The sequence below is a fragment of the Xanthomonas sp. LMG 12461 genome (genome assembly GCF_009192935.1).
GTDB lineage: Bacteria > Pseudomonadota > Gammaproteobacteria > Xanthomonadales > Xanthomonadaceae > Xanthomonas_A > Xanthomonas_A sontii.
The window spans coordinates 1-17,310 of sequence record NZ_NQYT01000022.1 but is presented as its reverse complement, the minus strand read 5'-3'; the positions used below and the strand labels follow the sequence as shown (position 1 = coordinate 17,310).

Genomic DNA, 17,310 nt, shown 5'->3' with positions numbered 1-17,310 from the left:
CTGACCGACGCACAAACATTTGAATCCGCCGCAGGAGCTACAAGCGACCACAGCATGGCGACCCCACTGCCGCCTTAGCGAAAGGCTTTCAGGCAGAACTGCTCCATCGCCTTGCCTTCTTGCGATGCTTTGGTCACCGCACCATTGCGCAAGAACGGCATCAAGTCTCTCGTCACAGAAAGACCCACGGCATTGGATGCCGCGACACTTTCCGAGACACCTTTGACGTGAGGAGCGAGGGCAATCGAAGGTAGATCCCTGCTCCTCACCCATCCCAGTGCCTGCAGTTGCGCGCATGCACCCATCGTGTAAGCCAGGCGTTCTTCCTCCTGCATCTCGGACGTCGTGCCACGGAGGCCACGCAGCAGGTGGAATGTTTCGTGAGCCGTCGTGGAGACGACATTCGCGGCGGGCAGATCACGTTCCTTGTCTAGGGCGAATGCATAGCGCACGCTAGCGCTGGCCGCCGTTGCCAGCGACGACGTGCGGGCAATGAGTTGTTGACCGGGAATGATCAGATCCACAGTCAGCTTCAACTCCAGGTCGGGCAAGTCGGACGCAGCGACGGCGTACTGAAGTGCCGCCAGCACTGCAACACAGGCCGGCGCAGCATAGGGCTCTGCACTCTCCTGTCGTCGCAAGACGACGTGCAGCGTTCCGCTGCGACACTCGTCAGTGACAGCGAACTTTTCGGCCGCGCGTGCGCTACCAGGCAACACGCTCACGGTTCTGACCACGAACACCGGCCCGATCCTGGTCACCGCCGTGGCGTGCGCGCCCTCTTTGGCGATCAAGTTGGCAGGTGGCGCCTCGATCGAGGTGCAGGCAGGCAACAGCAAAAGCGCCGTGGCCAGTGCGATGGCGCAGACGTGCCACCGCGCCGCACGCGGCGCATGCCGTATCAGCGCGACGTCGATGGCCACTGCTGGCCCAGCGCCGCCACCGCGCGTTCGAGCACGGGGTCGTTGCCGTCGCGTAGGTCGGTGCGGGTCGGTGCGGCCACGATGTCCGGCAGCACGCCGACGCCGACGAAGTCGGTGCCGTCGGGGTAGCTGTCGCGTTTGACGCAGATCCGCGCCGAACCGCCGCCGGGCAGGGTCAGCAGCAACGGCTGGCCGGTGCTCCCGCCTGTCGCCTGCCCCACCAATGGGCCGCGCCGCATCAGCCGGAACACCGCCGCCGTGTCCTCGCCGGCGGAGAACGTGCCCGCGTCCACCAGCATCGCCACCGCACCGGAATAGGCGTTGGGCTCGGGTGCCACCGGCTCTTGTTGCACCGGCCGCCACTCGATCAGCCTGGCTCCGCGCGCCTGCGCCAGCGACGAGCCGTTGTCGCGCTCGACAGAGCGCAGCGATGGCAGCGGCGCCGCGGCGACGTAGCGCAGGATCTGCAAGCCGAACCACGTGTTGCCGCCACCATTGCCGCGCAGGTCCAGGACCAGTCCGCGCGCGGCGCGCACGCGTGGCAGTGCCTGCTTGAGCGCCTGCAGGCTGGCATCGTTCTCCAACTGCGGTACACGCAGCACCGCCACGCCATCGCGGCGAATGCGCAGCAGCGGCGCCTCCGGCATCTTCACCGCGGTGTAGCCGCTGCGCGCGGCACGCACCTCGCTGCGGTGCCCGTCGGCATGCTCCACCGACAGCCGCACCGGGGTGGCGGCATCGCCGGCCAGCAAGGCATAGGTATACATGCGCAATTGCAGGTCTTGCGGGGTGGAGCTGCTGAGCTGCGGACGCACCACCCGCTGCGCGTACTGCTCCACCGGCTCGCCGTCGATCGCGAGGATGCGGTCACCGCGTGCCACCCCTTGGCGGCGCAGCGCGGCATCACTGACCGAGGTCACCACCACCTCCCCGTCCAGCCAGGCCGTCCGCAGCCCGGGACGGGCATACCAATGGTCCTCCAGTTCCTTGGGCGGCAGGATCCCGGTGTGTCCGTCGTGCAACTGCGCCAGGAAGCGCGCCAGCACGCGGTAGTAGGCGTCGGTATCCGCCGCGCGCTGGACCAGCGGCAGCGTCTCCAGGTACAGGCGGTCCCAGTCCAGGCCGGGCACGTGGTCGAACCAGACGAAGCGCTCGCGCGCGGCCATCCACACCTGCGACAACCCGGCCACGCGCTGGGCTTCGGTCAGCTGCACGGCGTAAGGCACCGCAATCGAGGGCGCCGTGGCATCGCGGACCGCCAGCGCTTCGTGGCGCCGGACCTCAGCCAGGCGCGGGTCGTCCAGCAACGCCGCCGTGGCCGGGTCCTTGTCCACCACGAAGTCGATCAGCCCCTCATGCCAGGACATCGCGTCCAGGACGCGCCAGGCCGCCACCGCCGCGTCGCGGTCGCCGAGCCACACCTGCACCCGCACCAGATCGCCCAGCAGGTTCAGGCGGCGGAAGCGCAGCGTCTTGCTGCCCTCGGCCAACGCCAGCACATGGGGATCGTCCAGATAGCGCAGACCTTCGAGCAATGCGTCGCGTGCGCGCTGAAGATCGTCGGGCGAGCTCGTCGCCCCGTGTTCGGTGAGCTGACTGGCACGGTCGCGGAATTCGGTCACATGCGCATAGGCCTGTAGAGCCGGATCTTCAGCGGCGCTCGCCCACTGCGCCAACGAAAGGCAGAACACCCAGACAGCCCATACTGGAAATCTCATCGAAGCTCCTTGCGCGCCAAGGTCATCTACAAAGCTGAAGTATCGAACACACCGCTAACGAGCCGTTGATTGAGCGTCTGTCACCGACGCACCGTGATCCGTCGCTCTCCCTGCGGCCCACCTGTCTGACTCACATGCCCACGAAGAATGTCTGGCCGGTATAGCGTCCCTGGAACACGTCGATGGGCTTCCCAGCCCACTGGGCCACCTCGGCATCCAGGGCGCGGTACTCGTCGCTGCTACGTTTGTACGCGTACATGCGTCCCATCTGATAAACGCGTGCACTGCCTGCGCCGTACACCTTGGACTCGGCATAGCCGCTATTCAACACGGCCGCCAGCTTGGCACCCGGCTCAACCGTCAGCACCCAGCGCACTGGCTCATAGGAACTGAGCGCAAGGATGATTGGCTTCGCCGATCGCCGCACGTGGACTTGAACAGTCCCGGTGCGATGCGATGTGCCAGGCAGTGCGACGGCATCAGCGCCCTCGTAGATCCCAATCGCCTCGATCCGCGCTGTACGGCCCACTTCTACCAACGGCCCAGGCCGCGCCAGCGTGGAAGCAGCCTGGAATCCCGGGCCTTGGCGGGCTACCAAAATATCGGCCTGCTTTGCCCATAGTCGCGCCTGCTCAGCGGTCGTACCACGAGTGCCTGCAGCTGGAACGTCCATGGCGCTTAGATCGCTCAGTATATCCTGGATCTGCGACGCTCTTGCTGCGTTCGCTTGTTCCACCGCCTGGGGGCGCGTCTCCAGATAAGCGCTCACGTCCATCGGTGGTTGCGACACGAATTGATCTACAAGGCCAATCTTCGATCCATCGATGATGGCGTTGCGGTTTATCGATTGAATATAGATTACCCGGCCGGCACTGACCCGCGGAGAATCAATTTTCGCCAAGGTATGCTTGCTGAGCGAATAGAGGTAGGCCTGGCTGCCATCAGGATCGTTGGTCAAAAAGCCTGTCACTACCAGGCGATCGGGATCTGGCGTGGTGGTTGCCGAATCCACCTTGAGTGGATCCAGCGTGACGGTCGATGTTTGCAACGACGGCAACTGGATCCGCCTCACTGTGCCAGCCTTGGAGAACGCGAACGTTCCGTCGGACGACAGTTCCGCACCTCGCCACCCAGCCGCCGGCATTTCCCGTTCTGAAAGCAACTGGACGGACCAGCCACCGGAGCCACGACGCAACTCGATTTCCGCCGCACTTTTCCACTTCAGCAACAAATAGCGCAACGGCTGTCCTGGCACGGGCAGCACGCCCTGAAGGCCGGCACCTTCTGCCATCGGAATGGGTGATGTCTTCCCAGTGGTGAAGTCCAGGAAAACGATTCCTGAAATGGCGCTATCCCCCGGGCGCCCCCTTTGGACCTCGTAGATCGCTCCGACGTCGCCGACCCAATGGAAGTCGAGGTGCCGCACGGGGAAAGTCGCGAGCATGTCGCCAGTCTCGGTGTCACTGACCTGCGCCTGCGAATCGTCCTTGCTGCCAACCAGCAGACGCCCGTTGGGCGAGAACGAACCTGTGAGCCATCGCCCCTCGCCCTGCGCCACCACCTGGCCGCTACCTATGTCCACGACCATATGCTTACCGGCCGTCTCGAGCATCGCCACGCCCGCGCGCGGAGCGAATTTGACGGCCTGGATGTAACTGGGCGCCGTCAGGACGCTCAGTGGAGATTTCGGCACGTCGCGCAATGGCGGAGCGGCCAGTAGCAGACCAGCGCGGCGCAATCCCAGCCATTGGCGCAACGCGTCGTCAGCGCGTGCAAAACAGGCCTTGTTGCTCAAGTTGGTGCGAATGTCTTCCGCACTGGCAAACAGGGAAGGCTCGTAGCCGCCAGCGCAGTCCCCCGCGCGTTGCGTCAAACGTGTCTGGTACTCCGCCTCGAGTGGCGCCACATCCCGCGAAAGCGATGTCGCGATTGCATCCAGTCGTGACTTGCTGGCCAAGACCTCGCTACTTGGAGGCATGGCGTCGTTAATACGCTCGGCCGCCGACCGCCCAAGATTCCCGCAGCCCCCCAGGCATACCGCCATCGAAAGCAGCCCCACTATCCCTGTCACAGACTTCATGTCGTCCCCCTGATTGGATTCCTAGCCGGCATGCGCAGCGGCGGACGGATAATAGTAGATATTTGGAGAATTTCGGGACGACCAGCGCCGCGCCTCAGAAGGAAGACAATTCGCGTCAGATCGCGAACATTGGATGCTTCCTGACATCGGACGCAGGCTTGATCCACACATGCGTCTTTGTGCCAGCCGGGTTCACCGACAAGCTATTCCTCGGCGCGGTGATCTGTACCTACCCGACTGCCTTGCCCCAACCATGCCGCGATCAATGCAGCCATCCGCCTCCAGCAGGCGGCTCGCCCAACTCCACCGCATAGACTGCCCGCTCCTCGCGCACCGCGTTGGATGCAACGTCGTGTAGCGGCTGGCGTTCGATTTGCTCCAACAGGGTACGCATTGCGTTCGCTGCCTCGCAGAGCGCCTCGCCCGCTTGCGGCAGCGCTTGGCCGGCATGCTCGCTGCCATCGGCGACCGTCAGAGCCTGGGCGTGGGCCGAGACGGTACCGGCCAGCAGCGAGAGGTGGTGGAGTTGTTGCAGCGTGGTCCGAAATACAGCGCCGCCGGCGTCAGACGCGAGCGCGACAGCAGCATGCCGAGCGCCTTGCATGGTGTCCGTCCGCTGAGCGGGATAGGACAGCGCGTCCAGCACCAGGTCCACTTGCTCGGCCAACAGCTCCAGACAGAGCGCCAGTTCGCCCATGCGTACCTTGGGTTCGGCGGCGCGCTCCTCGGCCTGCGTGCGTGGCTGTGCCAGCCGGACCAGGAAGCGCACGTGATCGCGCAGCTTCGTCAGGCGGAACTGGCTGTCCTCCGGCAGGAAATAGCCGGGCATGTCGTCGTCGTCAAAACGGTCGTGCGCCATCGTTGCCTCCTCGTTCCATGAAGGGGTCGGTCCGCCACGCACGGCGGACGGGAAGTCGGGAGGTTCGAAACCGCTCATAGACGGCGGGCGTATTTCCCCCGAGGGGTATTGTATTAGCCGCCCTCCCGACGCAGGCATCGCGTCGGCTTGCGCCCGAGCATCGGGCACAAAAAACCCACCGGTTTGTCGGAGGTGGGTACCGCTATGAGGGGAGTTTCGACGCTCCTTGAAGTGGAGAGTGCTACTGCACGCCATGGCGTGTCAATAGCGATTTGTAGACCATGCATTGGGCGATCGGATTGCTCTAGCGCGATGTCAGTGGCTGCGGAATACTTGCTGCAGACAGCCTCAGCTGGACGCTCGAAGGTAGAGACATGGCGAACGCAATGGAAGAAGTGCCCGCAGCGCCTGCTAAGCATCCCGAAGACGGTGCGGCAGCCCACGCGCTCAGCTTTCCTTGGCTCGCCGAGGTGATGAGCCACTACTCGCAAGTGACCGACCAGAATCGCGCTGGCCGATTAGAGCGGTGGAGTTTCATCGTTGGCTTCTTGGGCGCAGGGTTTGGCATGTTGTGTGGCACTGTGCTGGATGGCAAGGCAGCGCTCGTCTGCGCGGCAACGGGGCTCATCATCGAGCTCGTTGGCTTTGCAATAGCCGCCATTTTGCAGCTCAAACGTGAGCTGCCTGGCGTTAGACATCCGCATGCAAAGCATGCAGAGCAGATGGAGCAGGAGTTCTCTCAGTACCAAGACATCGTCACGGCACTGCGCGCGTTTCCGCTTGAGCAGCGTCGTCAACGCGAGACCTTCATGCGTGACCGCCGGACGAACATGCATGAACGCCTGGGCCTGTTCACCGGCGGAATGGAGAAGCTCGGCATCATGCCGGTGCTGCTCGCCCTCTATCTGCAGTTCAAGGACTGGCATTGGGGTGACTGGAGCGTCCTGAGCAAGATCACGATCATGCAGAGCGTTCTCGCGTTCCTGCTGCTGTTCGCTTACGCGCTTTCCTGGCACCTGATCCGATTGCGCGTTCGCGTGCAGACATACGAGCAACTGCTTGCTGAAGCGAACCGGCAAGACAATACCGTAAGTGGTTGAGCATGCCTCATCGCGTAAAAAACCACTCCATGAACTCCTCGGCGACATCGGGCGTGAGTTCGAGTACAGCCTCCGCGACCCCGGTCTGCCCCTTCGCAACGGCGACGGCGGCTAGAGCGCAGGCAAGAAACTCCGGGCCCCAGGCGCGAGAGGACGCAGCCGCAACCAAGGAGGGAAGTTGAGCGAGGGAATGCAGGTAGGCGGCCCGAAGATCTTCAGGGATCTCGGTCTGGTTCTTCGCGTGGCTGATCTCGACCCAGGCAGGGAACTGGAAGTATCCGTGATCCGCCTTGTCGGGTGCGCGCGCCAGCGCATGGACGACATGCGGGACGGCGGCGAAGGAGGCCGAGTAAACGTCGCCCTGATGCGCAAGGGCGCTCCACAAGGTGAACCACGGCTCCGATCCATCCATGGATGAGGGCAACGTCTCTAGCTTCCCCAACAAGGCGGGGATGTCACCGGCTGATCCATATGCGTGCTGCAGCTCGGACCAGCGCGGACTTTCGAGACTGAGCACAGTGCCTCCTCCGGTAAAAAATTGATTGAGCTGTGAAGGCCAGACAATAGTAGAGGTGTTTTTTATAGCAGTGTGGGCTCAGGATCATCTTTCAACCTGGCAACATATTCATCTTTAATGGGCAGCAACGGCTCATAAAGTCGATGATATGCATTGCCGATGGCGCCATTAAAAAGACGCAAACTTGGCCTCACATCTTTGCCTCCAGACCTAAGCACATGGCTGGAAGAAATTCCTGGATAAGGGTCTACGTAAACTATCTCTTTCATACCAAGCTGAAACGCCTTTTTTGAACATAACTCACAAGGACTTGCCGTTGTGTAGAGAGTACCTCCTGCAATTCCACTGTTACCATGCTTGGCCAGTTGTAAAAATGCATTCTCTTCTGCGTGTAGAGATCTGGTATGAACTTGGTTCTTTTCGCCAGTAAGTGCGTTATATGCATCCTTGAAGCAAAAAGGACACGGCAGACCTTTCGCAACCTTCATCGCATGAACATTAGCCGAATTCTTCGATATACTTGTTCGAAACTCAGCGTTACTCATCTCGTAGTCACTAAACGCTAGCTCATCATGGCCATTGAGGAGAACCCCAACGTCTCTAAGCAGGCAGGGCACCTGTCCCTTGGGCACATCATTCCAACCAACAGCCTTTATAGAGGATGAGGCATCTGACACGGCAGCTCCAACTTGTCTTGAAATACAGCCACTATTCAACTTTGCCACGAAAGCAAGCTGCATGCAGCGCTCATCCGGAGTTGGGGTTACCAAGCCAGGCCGCAACATTAAGGCCACATAGCGCACAATTTGCCTATTCAATATTGACCTATTCTTTTCAAACTCAGCTGGCTTGCCTGGATTATTTATAAAGATATCTGATTTCTGTATACACTCCTGCAAATTTTGCGACACAAAACTTTCGTACTTATTCAACGATTTTTTGGAATATTCTCGCTTATCAAGTGCATCTACCTCGCGTTTTGGCATACCCAATTCAGTAAGACGAGCGCGGCGATCGTCCTCATCGGAAGTGACCGCTATCGAAAAAAAAGCCGCAAACTGATCTCGTAAATATACAAGTTCAAGCGGATTTCGCACCGCATCTATCACAACGCGTGTGCTAGCAGCACCTCTTCCTCGGCCCCAGGCATTCGCCGCTTTTGCTAATCGCTTCACCCTAGTTATCAGAGAGAATATCTTGTCGGGATTGACAGCACTCGATATAGCCGAGCCGCTTAGCCTTATATTGTCCCCCAGCGACTGAAAGAGCTCAGCATACTTATTTGCCAGCAGCCCTCTCAGCTTGCTTGCCTCAGGGTGGAGGCAATTACAATAGAAATCCCACGCTTGAGCGGACTCTTTTGAATCATGCTCTTCCGTCAATTCCTTAAAACTGGCATATGCAGCTTCAGATCTAAGAAGGTCGTATATACCCTTAAAATGACCCACTTGGGAATCGAGCTTTGAATTTCTTAAAAATGAATTGACGGCAGCCCACTCCTCTTGAATCAGAAAACTAAGTATCACCGTCGAAACCGAGATGGTTTTAAAAGGAACCCAATGCGCGCCTAAAAAAGTCTTGCATATATCAAATTTTCTAGATTCAGCAGGTGACAAACCTGCATTTGAAGCTGAGATATCTGAATAATCTCTTCCCATCGTTTGCGCAGTCGTAGTGCAGCCACTGCCAGTACGTCCTGTAAGAGCTACAACAAGCAAATCGACTCTTTCGCTATAGGCTCTATCAATTCCATTGGTAAGATCCCGTGCCATTTCCGCCCCCTAAATCGTCTTGCATAGAGTAGGCTGAATTGCAATCAGCTTTGTAGACGATGTCAGGATCCTGCGCGGCATCGCTAGCGGCATTCTTCGAACCGTTCTACTGACGTGCCCCACTTCCAGCGATGTGACCTTCCCAGCACTCCCAAGCACATCTTGCAGCGGGAATAGCTTACTACTGCACTCTGTAAGTAGCCGCGACTTAACCACCACACCATAGCTGCGGCGCTGCAAATGACGGCGAAGCCATGCGGCACCTTAGGCTTTAATAACCCCAATCGCCCCACTAAGGGTTTGGAATGTAGCGCCGATATAGTCCGTCGGGCAAAACTAATCAGCCAGCAGCTTTTCGCGATATTTAGACCGATAGGCCTCTTTAATGAATGAGAATTCAGCGAGCTGCAATCGCATAGAATCTATCAAACTTCGCGCCAGCTCATACAATGAATGGAACCTAGCTTCCAATTGACCAGATGTACTGTTTGCACCGATAGCTTTTGGATCGGCTCTTCCGTGGGCAACTTGATTCCTTTTCTCTACAACCTCGGTTAATGCAAAAGCCACATCATCGCCAACAATCTGCACGCTTAGGCCTAAATATCCAAGGATATCGATCAAGACATCAGGGCGTACATTCTGTAGCCTATCTGAGAATAACCCTTCATTTATTGGGCACATATCTTCGGACTGGAGGAGGGTTGCAAATTCTCTTCGTTTCGCCCACCCTCCCTTGCCTTGTACAGTCTGGAGGGATCGAAAATAGTTATCAAAAGCCGAAGGCCACATTTCGAATCCAACGTGACAACTAGCCAGTTCAATCTCCGCTAACTTCCTGAGATAAGCCTGTACAGTATCAGTAACTGACTTTTCAAATGCGCCATAGAGGTGCACAAAGAAAAGCCCCCTGAGAATTTTAACTTCATCTGTGTTAACTGGTGGCAGCGAGTCCGACTCCATAGACTTGATTAGGGTCAACAAAGTACGCGCAGATCGGAAACGATCTTCGATAACTTGATCGACCTCTTGACCGAACATCACATTGCGTCCGCAACATAGTCAATTCGGCTATTAAGCATCTTTCTACTATTAGTAGCACCAGTGGAGAACTTCTTCAGCTTCGAGTCAGATACAAGCGGCCTTAACCTAGATACTCGAATAGTTTTTCCTTGCTGAATTGCAACTGCGACACCAATTGCAAGCGCCTCATAGAGAACAGCGGAGGTTGTACTGGACTGGCCACGCTTAATACCTGTCGGAAACGCAGCGGCGAGATACGCCATAGTATCCCTAAACAACTTTTTCTTTGCGCCAGTTATTTTCTTCTCGGAATTTTTCTTCATGTATGAGTTCAAAAAATCTTTAACGCTATGTTCAAATAGATCACGATCATCAAGATAAGCAAAGAAGCGAAGGACATATTCCTCAGCTGTGCCATTGTATTGATCAGAATCTTTAAGCTTCACCACCTTCAGAAAATCACTAGTCTTTGACAGAGACTTTAGATCAATATTGAATTGACCCCTAAATATACAATTTCTAATTTCCTGGTTAGTCAGCAAAACTCCGCCGGTATTCAGGCGTTCAAACAAATCAAAGCGAACACTTAAGTCACTCTTATCATTCAACACCGTAACTCTGATAGGGCGTGTCTGGAACAACAACTGCATGGATTTACTCAGATTCTCATATATGAGCCCATCCAACTCTGAAATCTTCTCCAGCCCACTTATCTTAAGAACATCTTGGCGACCGACACGCGCGGCCACTTCATCCTTCCCCATGAAGTGGGCTATGGTCGATAAACGCTGCACGCCATCCACAATTTCCCATGTGGAGTCCGGATTTGTTGCCATAAAGAGGCTCGGCACCGGAATTCCCAAAAAAATCGACTCGATTAAATTAGATTCTCGCACCTCATCCCATACAAACTGGCGCTGATACTCTGGCGGCACAAATATTGAACCATCCAGAAACATGTCAAATATTTGTTTTACGGTCATGTCATAGCTATCAAAAGAGACGAGACGCCTCTCAGTATCTAGCTGTGCTTGAAGTCGTGTAAGACGTGCGGGCGCGGCCGTAGTCATCATATCTCCATCCTGCAGATAAGCATGAGGCTGATTGCAGCCTCTAATTTAACTAATGTGCCAAGAAGAAGGGCGGCCAACTGGCCGCCCCTGACTTTACCAATCAAACCCCAACCGGATTAGCCTTCTCCGGATCAATCTTGTACTGCTTGATCGCCCGAGCCACATCCTTCCCAGTCATCTTCCCATCCTTCGCCAACGCCGCAATGGCGGCATGCGCGATGTAGTAGCGATCCACCTCGAAGAACCGGCGCAGGTTGGCACGCGTATCCGAGCGGCCGAAACCGTCGGTGCCCAGCACGGTGTAGTGCATCGGCACGAAGGCGCGGATCTGGTCGGCGAAGGCGCGCACGTAGTCGGTGGCGGCGATGGCCGGGCCCTGGCGGCCTTCCAGCAGTTGGGTGACGAACGGCTTGCGCTGTTCGCCTTCCGGGTGCAGGCGGTTCCAGCGCTCGGCGTCGAAGCCGTCGCGGCGCAGTTCGTTGAAGCTGGGGCAGGACCAGATGTCGGCGGTGACGCCGAAGTCCTTGTCCAGCAGTTCGGCGGCGGCGATGGCTTCGCGCAGGATGGTGCCCGAGCCCAGCAGCTGCACGCGCAGTTCGCCCTTCTTGGGCTTGCCGGCGTCCTTGAGCAGGTACATGCCCTTGATGATGCCGTCTTCCGCGCCCGCCGGCATTTCCGGGTGGGCGTAGTTCTCGTTCATCAGGGTGATGTAGTAGTACTCGTCCACCTGCTCCTGCATCATCCGCTGGATGCCGTACTGCATGACCACGGTGACTTCGTAGCCGAAGGTGGGGTCGTAGCTGCGCACGTTGGGGATGGAGCCGGCGATGACCTGGCTGAAGCCGTCTTCGTGCTGCAGGCCTTCACCATTCAACGTGGTACGGCCGGCGGTGCCGCCGAGCAGGAAGCCGCGGGTGCGCATGTCCGCCGCCTGCCAGGCGATGTCGCCGACGCGCTGGAAGCCGAACATGGAGTAGTAGATGTAGAACGGCAGCATCGGCACGTTGCTGACCGAGTAGCTGGTGCCGGCGGCCAGCCACGAGGAGATCGCGCCCGGCTCGCTGATGCCCTGCTGCAGCACCTGGCCGGACTGGTCCTCGCGGTAGAACATCAGCTGGTCGGCGTCCACCGGCTTGTACTTCTGGCCGAACGGGGCGTAGATGCCGATCTGCCGGAACATGCCTTCCATGCCGAAGGTGCGGGCTTCGTCGGCCACGATCGGCACGATGCGGGGGCCCAGTTCCTTGTCGCGCAGGGCGATGTTGAGGCTCTGCACGAAGGCCATGGTGGTGGAGTAGGTGCGCTCGCCGCTGTCCTTGAGCAGGCGCTCGAACTTGTCCAGGCCCGGGGCCGGGATGGACAGGTCGGCCTTGCGGCGGCGCTGCGGCAGGTAGCCGCCGAGGGAGGCACGGCGCTCCTGCAGGTACTGCACTTCCGGCGAGTCCGGGCCGGGGTGGTAGAACGGCACTTGCTCGGCGTCGGCCAGCTGCTTGTCGCTGAGCGGGATGTTGAAGCGGTCGCGGAACGCGCGCACGGCGTCGTCGTCCAGCTTCTTGGTCTGGTGGGTGGGGTTCAGCGCCTCGCCGGCCGAGCCCATGCCGTAGCCCTTGACGGTCTTGGCCAGGATCACGGTGGGCATGCCCTTGGTGTTCACCGCCTGGTGGTAGGCGGCGTAGACCTTGTGCGGATCGTGGCCGCCGCGGTTCAGGCGCCAGATGTCGTCGTCGGACAGGCCGGCGACCATGGCCGCGGTCTCCGGGTACTTGCCGAAGAAGTTGGCGCGGGTATAGGCGCCGCCGAAGGCCTTGCAGTTCTGGTACTCGCCGTCGACGGTTTCCATCATCAACTTCTTGAGGACGCCGTTGGTGTCCTTGGCCAGCAGGGCGTCCCAGTAGCCGCCCCACAGCAGCTTGATGACGTTCCAGCCGCCGCCGCGGAACACGCCTTCCAGCTCCTGGATGATCTTGCCGTTGCCGCGCACCGGGCCGTCCAGGCGCTGCAGGTTGCAGTTGACCACGAAGATGAGGTTGTCCAGGCCTTCGCGGCCGGCCAGGGCGATGGCGCCCAGGGTCTCGGGTTCGTCGCTCTCGCCGTCGCCGATGAAGCACCACACCTTGCGGTCGGACTTCTCGATCAGGCCGCGGTGCTCCAGGTACTTCATGAACTGCGCCTGGTAGATGGCGCTGAGCGGGCCCAGGCCCATCGACACGGTGGGGGTCTGCCAGAAGTCCGGCATCAGCCACGGGTGCGGATAGGAGGAGATGCCCTGCCCGTCCACTTCCATGCGGAAGTTGTTGAGCTGGTCTTCGCTGATGCGGCCTTCCAGGAAGGCGCGGGCGTAGATGCCGGGGGAGCTGTGGCCCTGGATGTACAGCAGATCGCCGGGGTGCTTGTCCGAGGGCGCGCGCCAGAAGTGGTTGAAGCCCACGTCGTACAGGGTGGCGCTGGAGGCGAAGGAGGCGATGTGGCCGCCCAGGTCGCCCGGCTTGCGGTTGGCGCGGACCACGGTGGCCATGGCGTTCCAGCGGATGATCGAGCGGATCTTCCACTCGATGGCCGCGTCGCCCGGGCTCTTGGCCTCGTTGGCGGGGGCGATGGTGTTGACGTACTCGGTGGTCGGCGAGAACGGCAGGTAGGCGCCGGAACGACGGGTCAGCTCGACCATGTCCTCCAGCAGCTGATGCGCGCGCTCGGGGCCTGCGACATCGATGACGGCCTTGAGCGATTCGATCCACTCCTGGGTCTCAGTGGGGTTCGGATCGTTCTGCAGCACCTCGTTCAACCAGTTCATAACGCTCCCGTAGGTCGCACGCACGCGCGCGATGGCATGTGTTTTCTCGAAGCCTGCAAGTGTAGCGCAACCGCCTCTCAGGACCTCGTACGCCAGCGTATGGAACGGACTGTCACATTGGCCCGGGACACCCCGCGGGACACCCCGCGGGACAGCCGCAAAGGCCGCTGCGCCGGGCGGCCGCGGCTGCGCTTATGATCGGGCTCCAGGCCCCCGTGGAGCGCCGCCATCGCCCTTGCCTCGTCAGCGCAGGACGCCTCCGCGGTCGCCTGGCGGCACAGCCTGCGCACGCGGCTGCTGCTGTGGGGCAGCCTGCTGCAGGTGGCGCTGCTGCTGGGCCTGGCCCTGCTGTTCTACCTGGGCGCGCGCGAGGTGATGGTGCGCAACGCCCGCGAGGAGGTCGCCGGGCTGACCCAGCAGACTGCGCGCAGCCTGGATGCCACGCTGGGTTCGGTGCAGGTGAGCGGGCGCACCCTGGCCGCCGCCGCGGCGGGGCTGGGCCGGCAACCGTTCAACCTGCGTAATCTGCTGCAGGCCACGCTGCAGGGCGACCCGGACATCGCCGGCGCCTTGCTGGTGATCGAGCCCGGCGCGCTGAAGGACGACGGCCGCGGCTTCGCCTGGCACCTGCGGCGCACCGCCACCGGGGTGCAGGAGCAGTCGGCGGAGGCGCTGGGCTTCGACCTGCACAGCATGCCGTGGTACCGGCGCACGCTGGCCGCGCCGGCCCCGTGGTGGTCCGAGCCGTACAGCGACGCCAGCAGCGGCGGCACCTACCTGACCACCTACAACCTGCCGCTGCGCCTGCCCGGCGACGGCCCGCAGGCGCCGGCGATCGGCATGGTGAGCGTGGACGTGCCGCTGCAGCGCCTGCAGGCCATCGTCGCCGAACTGCCTGCCAACAGCGGGCTGCAGCCGATGCTGCTGTCGCCGGACGGGCTGTTCGTGCTGCACCCGGACCCGGCGCTGCGCTTCCGCCGCACGTTGGAGACCCACGTGGCGCGGGCGCGGCCGGACCTGTCGCCGCTGGCGCAGGCGGCCGACACCCACAGGCCGGTGCGCTTCGAGCACACCGCACCGGACGGCACCCGCTACCTCACCCAGAGCGCGGCGGTGGGCGACACCGGCTGGACCTTCGCGCTGAGCGTGTCGGAGGACTACATCCTGGCCGGGCTGGACCGCATCGTGCTGTGGGGCGCGCTGGCCGGCGCCGCCGTGCTGGCGGTTTGGTTGTGGCTGCTGCATCGCTACACGGTGCGGCTGGTGCGGCCGATCGAGGACCTGACCGACTCGGCGCTGCATTTCAGCCAGGGCGCGTTCGACTATCCGCTGCGCCACGTCGAGCGCGCGGACGAAGTGGGGGTGATGGCGCGCGCCTTCGACAGCGCGCGCGGCTCGATCAAGCGCCAGCTGGACGAGATCGCCACGCTGGCGCAGGCGCGGCAGCGCATGCAGAGCGAGCTGTCGATCGCGCGCGACATCCAGTTGGCGATGCTGCCGGTCGGGCGCACCTTCGACAGCGCCCACAAGCATCTGGAAACCTACGCGCTGCTGGAACCGGCGGAGATGGTGGGCGGCGATTTCTACCAGTTCTTCGAGACCGAGCCAGGGCTGTTGTGGTTCGTGGTTGGCGACGTGTCGGACAAGGGCGTGCCGGCGGCGCTGTTCATGGCCCGGGCGATGACGGTGCTGGAGATCGCCGCGCGCCGGCACACACGCCCGGACGCGATCCTGATCGCGGCCTCGCAGCGGCTGGTGGAAGGCAACGAGCCGTGCATGTTCGCCACCGTGCTGTGCGGGCTGATCGACGTGCACAGCGGCGACTACTGGCTGTCCAGCGCCGGCCACGAGCCGCCGCTGCTGCTCGGCGCCGATGGACGCGCCGAGCTGCTGCCGCTGGAATCCGGCCCGCCGCTGGGGCTGGAGCCGCAATCGCGTTATCCGGTGGTGCATGGGCGGCTGGCCGCCGGCGCCACCCTGCTCAGCTACACCGACGGCATCACCGAGGCGATGGATGCGCAGGACCGGCCCTACGGCGAGGAGCGGCTGCTGGCGGCACTGCAACCCGGCGCCGACGCGCAGGCGCAGTGCGCCGCGGTGCTGGCTGACGTGCAGGCGTTCACCGCACCGGCACCGCAGTCCGACGACATTACACTCCTGGCGATCCGGCTGCGCCAGGATGCGGCACGGGAGGCGACGCGATGATGCTGCGATGGCAGATGGAACCGGCAATCGACGCACTGGCGCAATTGAGCGACAGCGTGGAGGCGGCGCTACGGCGCCACGGCGTGAGCGGCGAGCAGGTGAGCCGCACCCGGCTGATCGTCGAGGAACTGGCCTGCAACACGCTGGAGCACGGCCACCTGCGCCGCGCGCCGCTGCCGGTGGACGTGATCGTGCACCTGCAGCCCGACGCGCTGGTGCTGGAGTTCCACGAAAGCGGCCCGGCCTTCGACCCGCGCGATGCGCCGGTGCCGGACCTGGACGCGGACATCACCGAGCGCCCGATCGGCGGCCTCGGCCTGCACCTGGTGCAGCAACTCGCCGATCGCCTTGAGTATCGCCACGACGGCGGCCGTAATGTGGTGCGCATCGTGTTGCTGCAACCTGCCGATCCCCCTCTTCAGGAGTCGCCCGCATGACCACGTTGAGCCTGCAGATCGACCCGGCGCAGGACAAGCGCCAACGCCTCACCCTGAGCGGGCGCCTGGACACGCACACCTATCAGGCCCTGGACGAGGCGCTGGCGCCGCTGCTGGCCACGCCGATCACCACGTTGGTGCTGGACCTGTCGCATCTGGACTACATCAGCAGCGCCGGCATCCGCTCGATCTTCAAGGCGCGCAAGGTGCTGGCCGCGCGCGACGGGCGGGTGCTGGTGGTGAACCCGCAACCGCAGATCCGCAAGGTGTTCGACGTGGTCAAGGCGGTGCCGTTGAACGAGATCTTCACCTCGGTGCAGGAACTGGACGAGTACCTGGACGAGATGCAGCGGCGGGTGCTCGCCGATGGCGCAATGCGTCGGGACTGAAGTCCCTCCCACAGTGCACCCGGCAAGCTCGCTGCAAGACCCTCTTTCCACACAAGCGGCCTCAGCCGCGACGGGATTTGCTGGTACAGCCCGTCGCGGCTGACACCGCTCCCACAGGGATGGGCTGGGCATCTCTTGTGGGAGGGACTTCAGGGCACCTCTAAAAACCCCGCCTTTGGCATCATTGGTCTGGAGAACACGCCGAGGACGCCACGATGATCAGCCTGTTTGCCGGCCACGAACGCGAAGCCAAGCGGCAGCAGATCGGCGATCCTCTGGCTCTGCTGTCACGGCATATCGACTTTGCCGGGATTGCTCACGCCGTAGACGCGAAGCTGTCCCTGGGTACTGGCTGTATATTAGACACATCTGACGCTGCCGACGATCTTACGCGGGCAAGTCCTCTTGCTCTCTACTGACATA

At 61.3% G+C, this 17,310-nt stretch carries 14 protein-coding genes; 5 read left to right on the top strand and 9 right to left on the bottom strand.

From position 1 onward, the window contains the following. Positions 1 to 74: 74 nt before the first annotated feature. From CEK68_RS06280 to CEK68_RS06265, 4 genes are all read right to left on the bottom strand, one after another. Complete coding sequence (locus tag CEK68_RS06280) at positions 75 to 923, bottom strand: hypothetical protein (RefSeq protein WP_152238887.1); 849 nt, start codon at positions 921 to 923, stop codon at positions 75 to 77. Beyond that, positions 902 to 2,641: a S41 family peptidase gene (locus CEK68_RS06275; RefSeq protein WP_152238886.1), complete on the bottom strand. Its 1,740-nt coding sequence runs from the start codon at positions 2,639 to 2,641 to the stop codon at positions 902 to 904. Before CEK68_RS06275 ends, CEK68_RS06280 begins: the two co-directional genes overlap by 22 nt. Before the next feature lie 130 nt (positions 2,642 to 2,771). Beyond that, positions 2,772 to 4,721, bottom strand: coding sequence for a hypothetical protein (locus tag CEK68_RS06270; protein ID WP_193314121.1), 1,950 nt, complete (start codon positions 4,719 to 4,721; stop codon positions 2,772 to 2,774). Between the two features lie 262 nt (positions 4,722 to 4,983). Next, positions 4,984 to 5,580, bottom strand: a complete 597-nt coding sequence (locus CEK68_RS06265; RefSeq protein WP_152238884.1) for a hypothetical protein — start codon at positions 5,578 to 5,580, stop codon at positions 4,984 to 4,986. A 374-nt stretch (positions 5,581 to 5,954) separates the two neighbouring features. On the opposite strand from CEK68_RS06265, the gene CEK68_RS06255 reads away from it, so the two are divergent. Next, the gene (locus tag CEK68_RS06255) at positions 5,955 to 6,680 is read left to right on the top strand and encodes a hypothetical protein (protein ID WP_226977783.1); all 726 of its coding nucleotides are present in this window, start codon (positions 5,955 to 5,957) and stop codon (positions 6,678 to 6,680) included. Between the two features lie 7 nt (positions 6,681 to 6,687). Here CEK68_RS06255 and CEK68_RS06250 read toward each other — a convergent pair whose 3' ends face one another. The 5 genes from CEK68_RS06250 to aceE all read right to left on the bottom strand — a co-directional run bounded on the left by CEK68_RS06250 (position 6,688) and on the right by aceE (position 13,856). Continuing rightward, a complete protein-coding gene (locus CEK68_RS06250) occupies positions 6,688 to 7,197 on the bottom strand; it encodes a hypothetical protein (protein WP_152238882.1) in 510 nt (169 codons plus the stop codon). 62 nt (positions 7,198 to 7,259) lie between these two features. Further along, positions 7,260 to 8,969 (bottom strand): deoxycytidylate deaminase, encoded by a 1,710-nt coding sequence (locus CEK68_RS06245; RefSeq protein ID WP_152238881.1) that lies wholly within the window; start codon positions 8,967 to 8,969, stop codon positions 7,260 to 7,262. A gap of 336 nt (positions 8,970 to 9,305) precedes the next feature. Next, complete coding sequence (locus tag CEK68_RS06240) at positions 9,306 to 10,010, bottom strand: HEPN domain-containing protein (RefSeq protein WP_152238880.1); 705 nt, start codon at positions 10,008 to 10,010, stop codon at positions 9,306 to 9,308. Next, a complete protein-coding gene (locus tag CEK68_RS06235) occupies positions 10,010 to 11,062 on the bottom strand; it encodes a DUF262 domain-containing protein (RefSeq protein WP_152238879.1) in 1,053 nt (350 codons plus the stop codon). Before CEK68_RS06235 ends, CEK68_RS06240 begins: the two co-directional genes overlap by 1 nt. Before the next feature lie 103 nt (positions 11,063 to 11,165). After that, positions 11,166 to 13,856 (bottom strand): pyruvate dehydrogenase (acetyl-transferring), homodimeric type, encoded by a 2,691-nt coding sequence (gene aceE, locus CEK68_RS06230; RefSeq protein WP_150409817.1) that lies wholly within the window; start codon positions 13,854 to 13,856, stop codon positions 11,166 to 11,168. A 228-nt stretch (positions 13,857 to 14,084) separates the two neighbouring features. Between aceE and CEK68_RS06225 the strand changes: the two genes are divergently transcribed. From CEK68_RS06225 to CEK68_RS06210, 4 genes are all read left to right on the top strand, one after another. Then, on the top strand, positions 14,085 to 16,061 hold the full coding sequence (locus tag CEK68_RS06225) for a SpoIIE family protein phosphatase (RefSeq protein WP_226977792.1): 1,977 nt from the start codon (positions 14,085 to 14,087) through the stop codon (positions 16,059 to 16,061). Further along, positions 16,058 to 16,498, top strand: coding sequence for an ATP-binding protein (locus CEK68_RS06220; protein WP_152238877.1), 441 nt, complete (start codon positions 16,058 to 16,060; stop codon positions 16,496 to 16,498). Before CEK68_RS06225 ends, CEK68_RS06220 begins: the two co-directional genes overlap by 4 nt. Beyond that, on the top strand, positions 16,495 to 16,887 hold the full coding sequence (locus CEK68_RS06215) for an STAS domain-containing protein (RefSeq protein ID WP_017910037.1): 393 nt from the start codon (positions 16,495 to 16,497) through the stop codon (positions 16,885 to 16,887). The genes CEK68_RS06220 and CEK68_RS06215 overlap by 4 nt, the downstream gene beginning before the upstream one ends. A gap of 215 nt (positions 16,888 to 17,102) precedes the next feature. Continuing rightward, positions 17,103 to 17,306, top strand: coding sequence for a hypothetical protein (locus CEK68_RS06210; RefSeq protein WP_226977782.1), 204 nt, complete (start codon positions 17,103 to 17,105; stop codon positions 17,304 to 17,306). Positions 17,307 to 17,310: the final 4 nt, after the last annotated feature.

Coding starts and splice junctions, on each gene's coding strand:
- CEK68_RS06235 (WP_152238879.1), bottom strand. CDS start 11,062: ATGACTACGGCCGCGCCCGCACGTCTTACACGACTTCAAGCACAGCTA.
- CEK68_RS06275 (WP_152238886.1), bottom strand. CDS start 2,641: ATGAGATTTCCAGTATGGGCTGTCTGGGTGTTCTGCCTTTCGTTGGCG.
- CEK68_RS06215 (WP_017910037.1), top strand. CDS start 16,495: ATGACCACGTTGAGCCTGCAGATCGACCCGGCGCAGGACAAGCGCCAA.
- CEK68_RS06240 (WP_152238880.1), bottom strand. CDS start 10,010: ATGTTCGGTCAAGAGGTCGATCAAGTTATCGAAGATCGTTTCCGATCT.
- CEK68_RS06255 (WP_226977783.1), top strand. CDS start 5,955: ATGGCGAACGCAATGGAAGAAGTGCCCGCAGCGCCTGCTAAGCATCCC.
- CEK68_RS06270 (WP_193314121.1), bottom strand. CDS start 4,721: ATGAAGTCTGTGACAGGGATAGTGGGGCTGCTTTCGATGGCGGTATGC.
- CEK68_RS06210 (WP_226977782.1), top strand. CDS start 17,103: ATGATCAGCCTGTTTGCCGGCCACGAACGCGAAGCCAAGCGGCAGCAG.
- aceE (WP_150409817.1), bottom strand. CDS start 13,856: ATGAACTGGTTGAACGAGGTGCTGCAGAACGATCCGAACCCCACTGAG.
- CEK68_RS06220 (WP_152238877.1), top strand. CDS start 16,058: ATGATGCTGCGATGGCAGATGGAACCGGCAATCGACGCACTGGCGCAA.
- CEK68_RS06245 (WP_152238881.1), bottom strand. CDS start 8,969: ATGGCACGGGATCTTACCAATGGAATTGATAGAGCCTATAGCGAAAGA.
- CEK68_RS06265 (WP_152238884.1), bottom strand. CDS start 5,580: ATGGCGCACGACCGTTTTGACGACGACGACATGCCCGGCTATTTCCTG.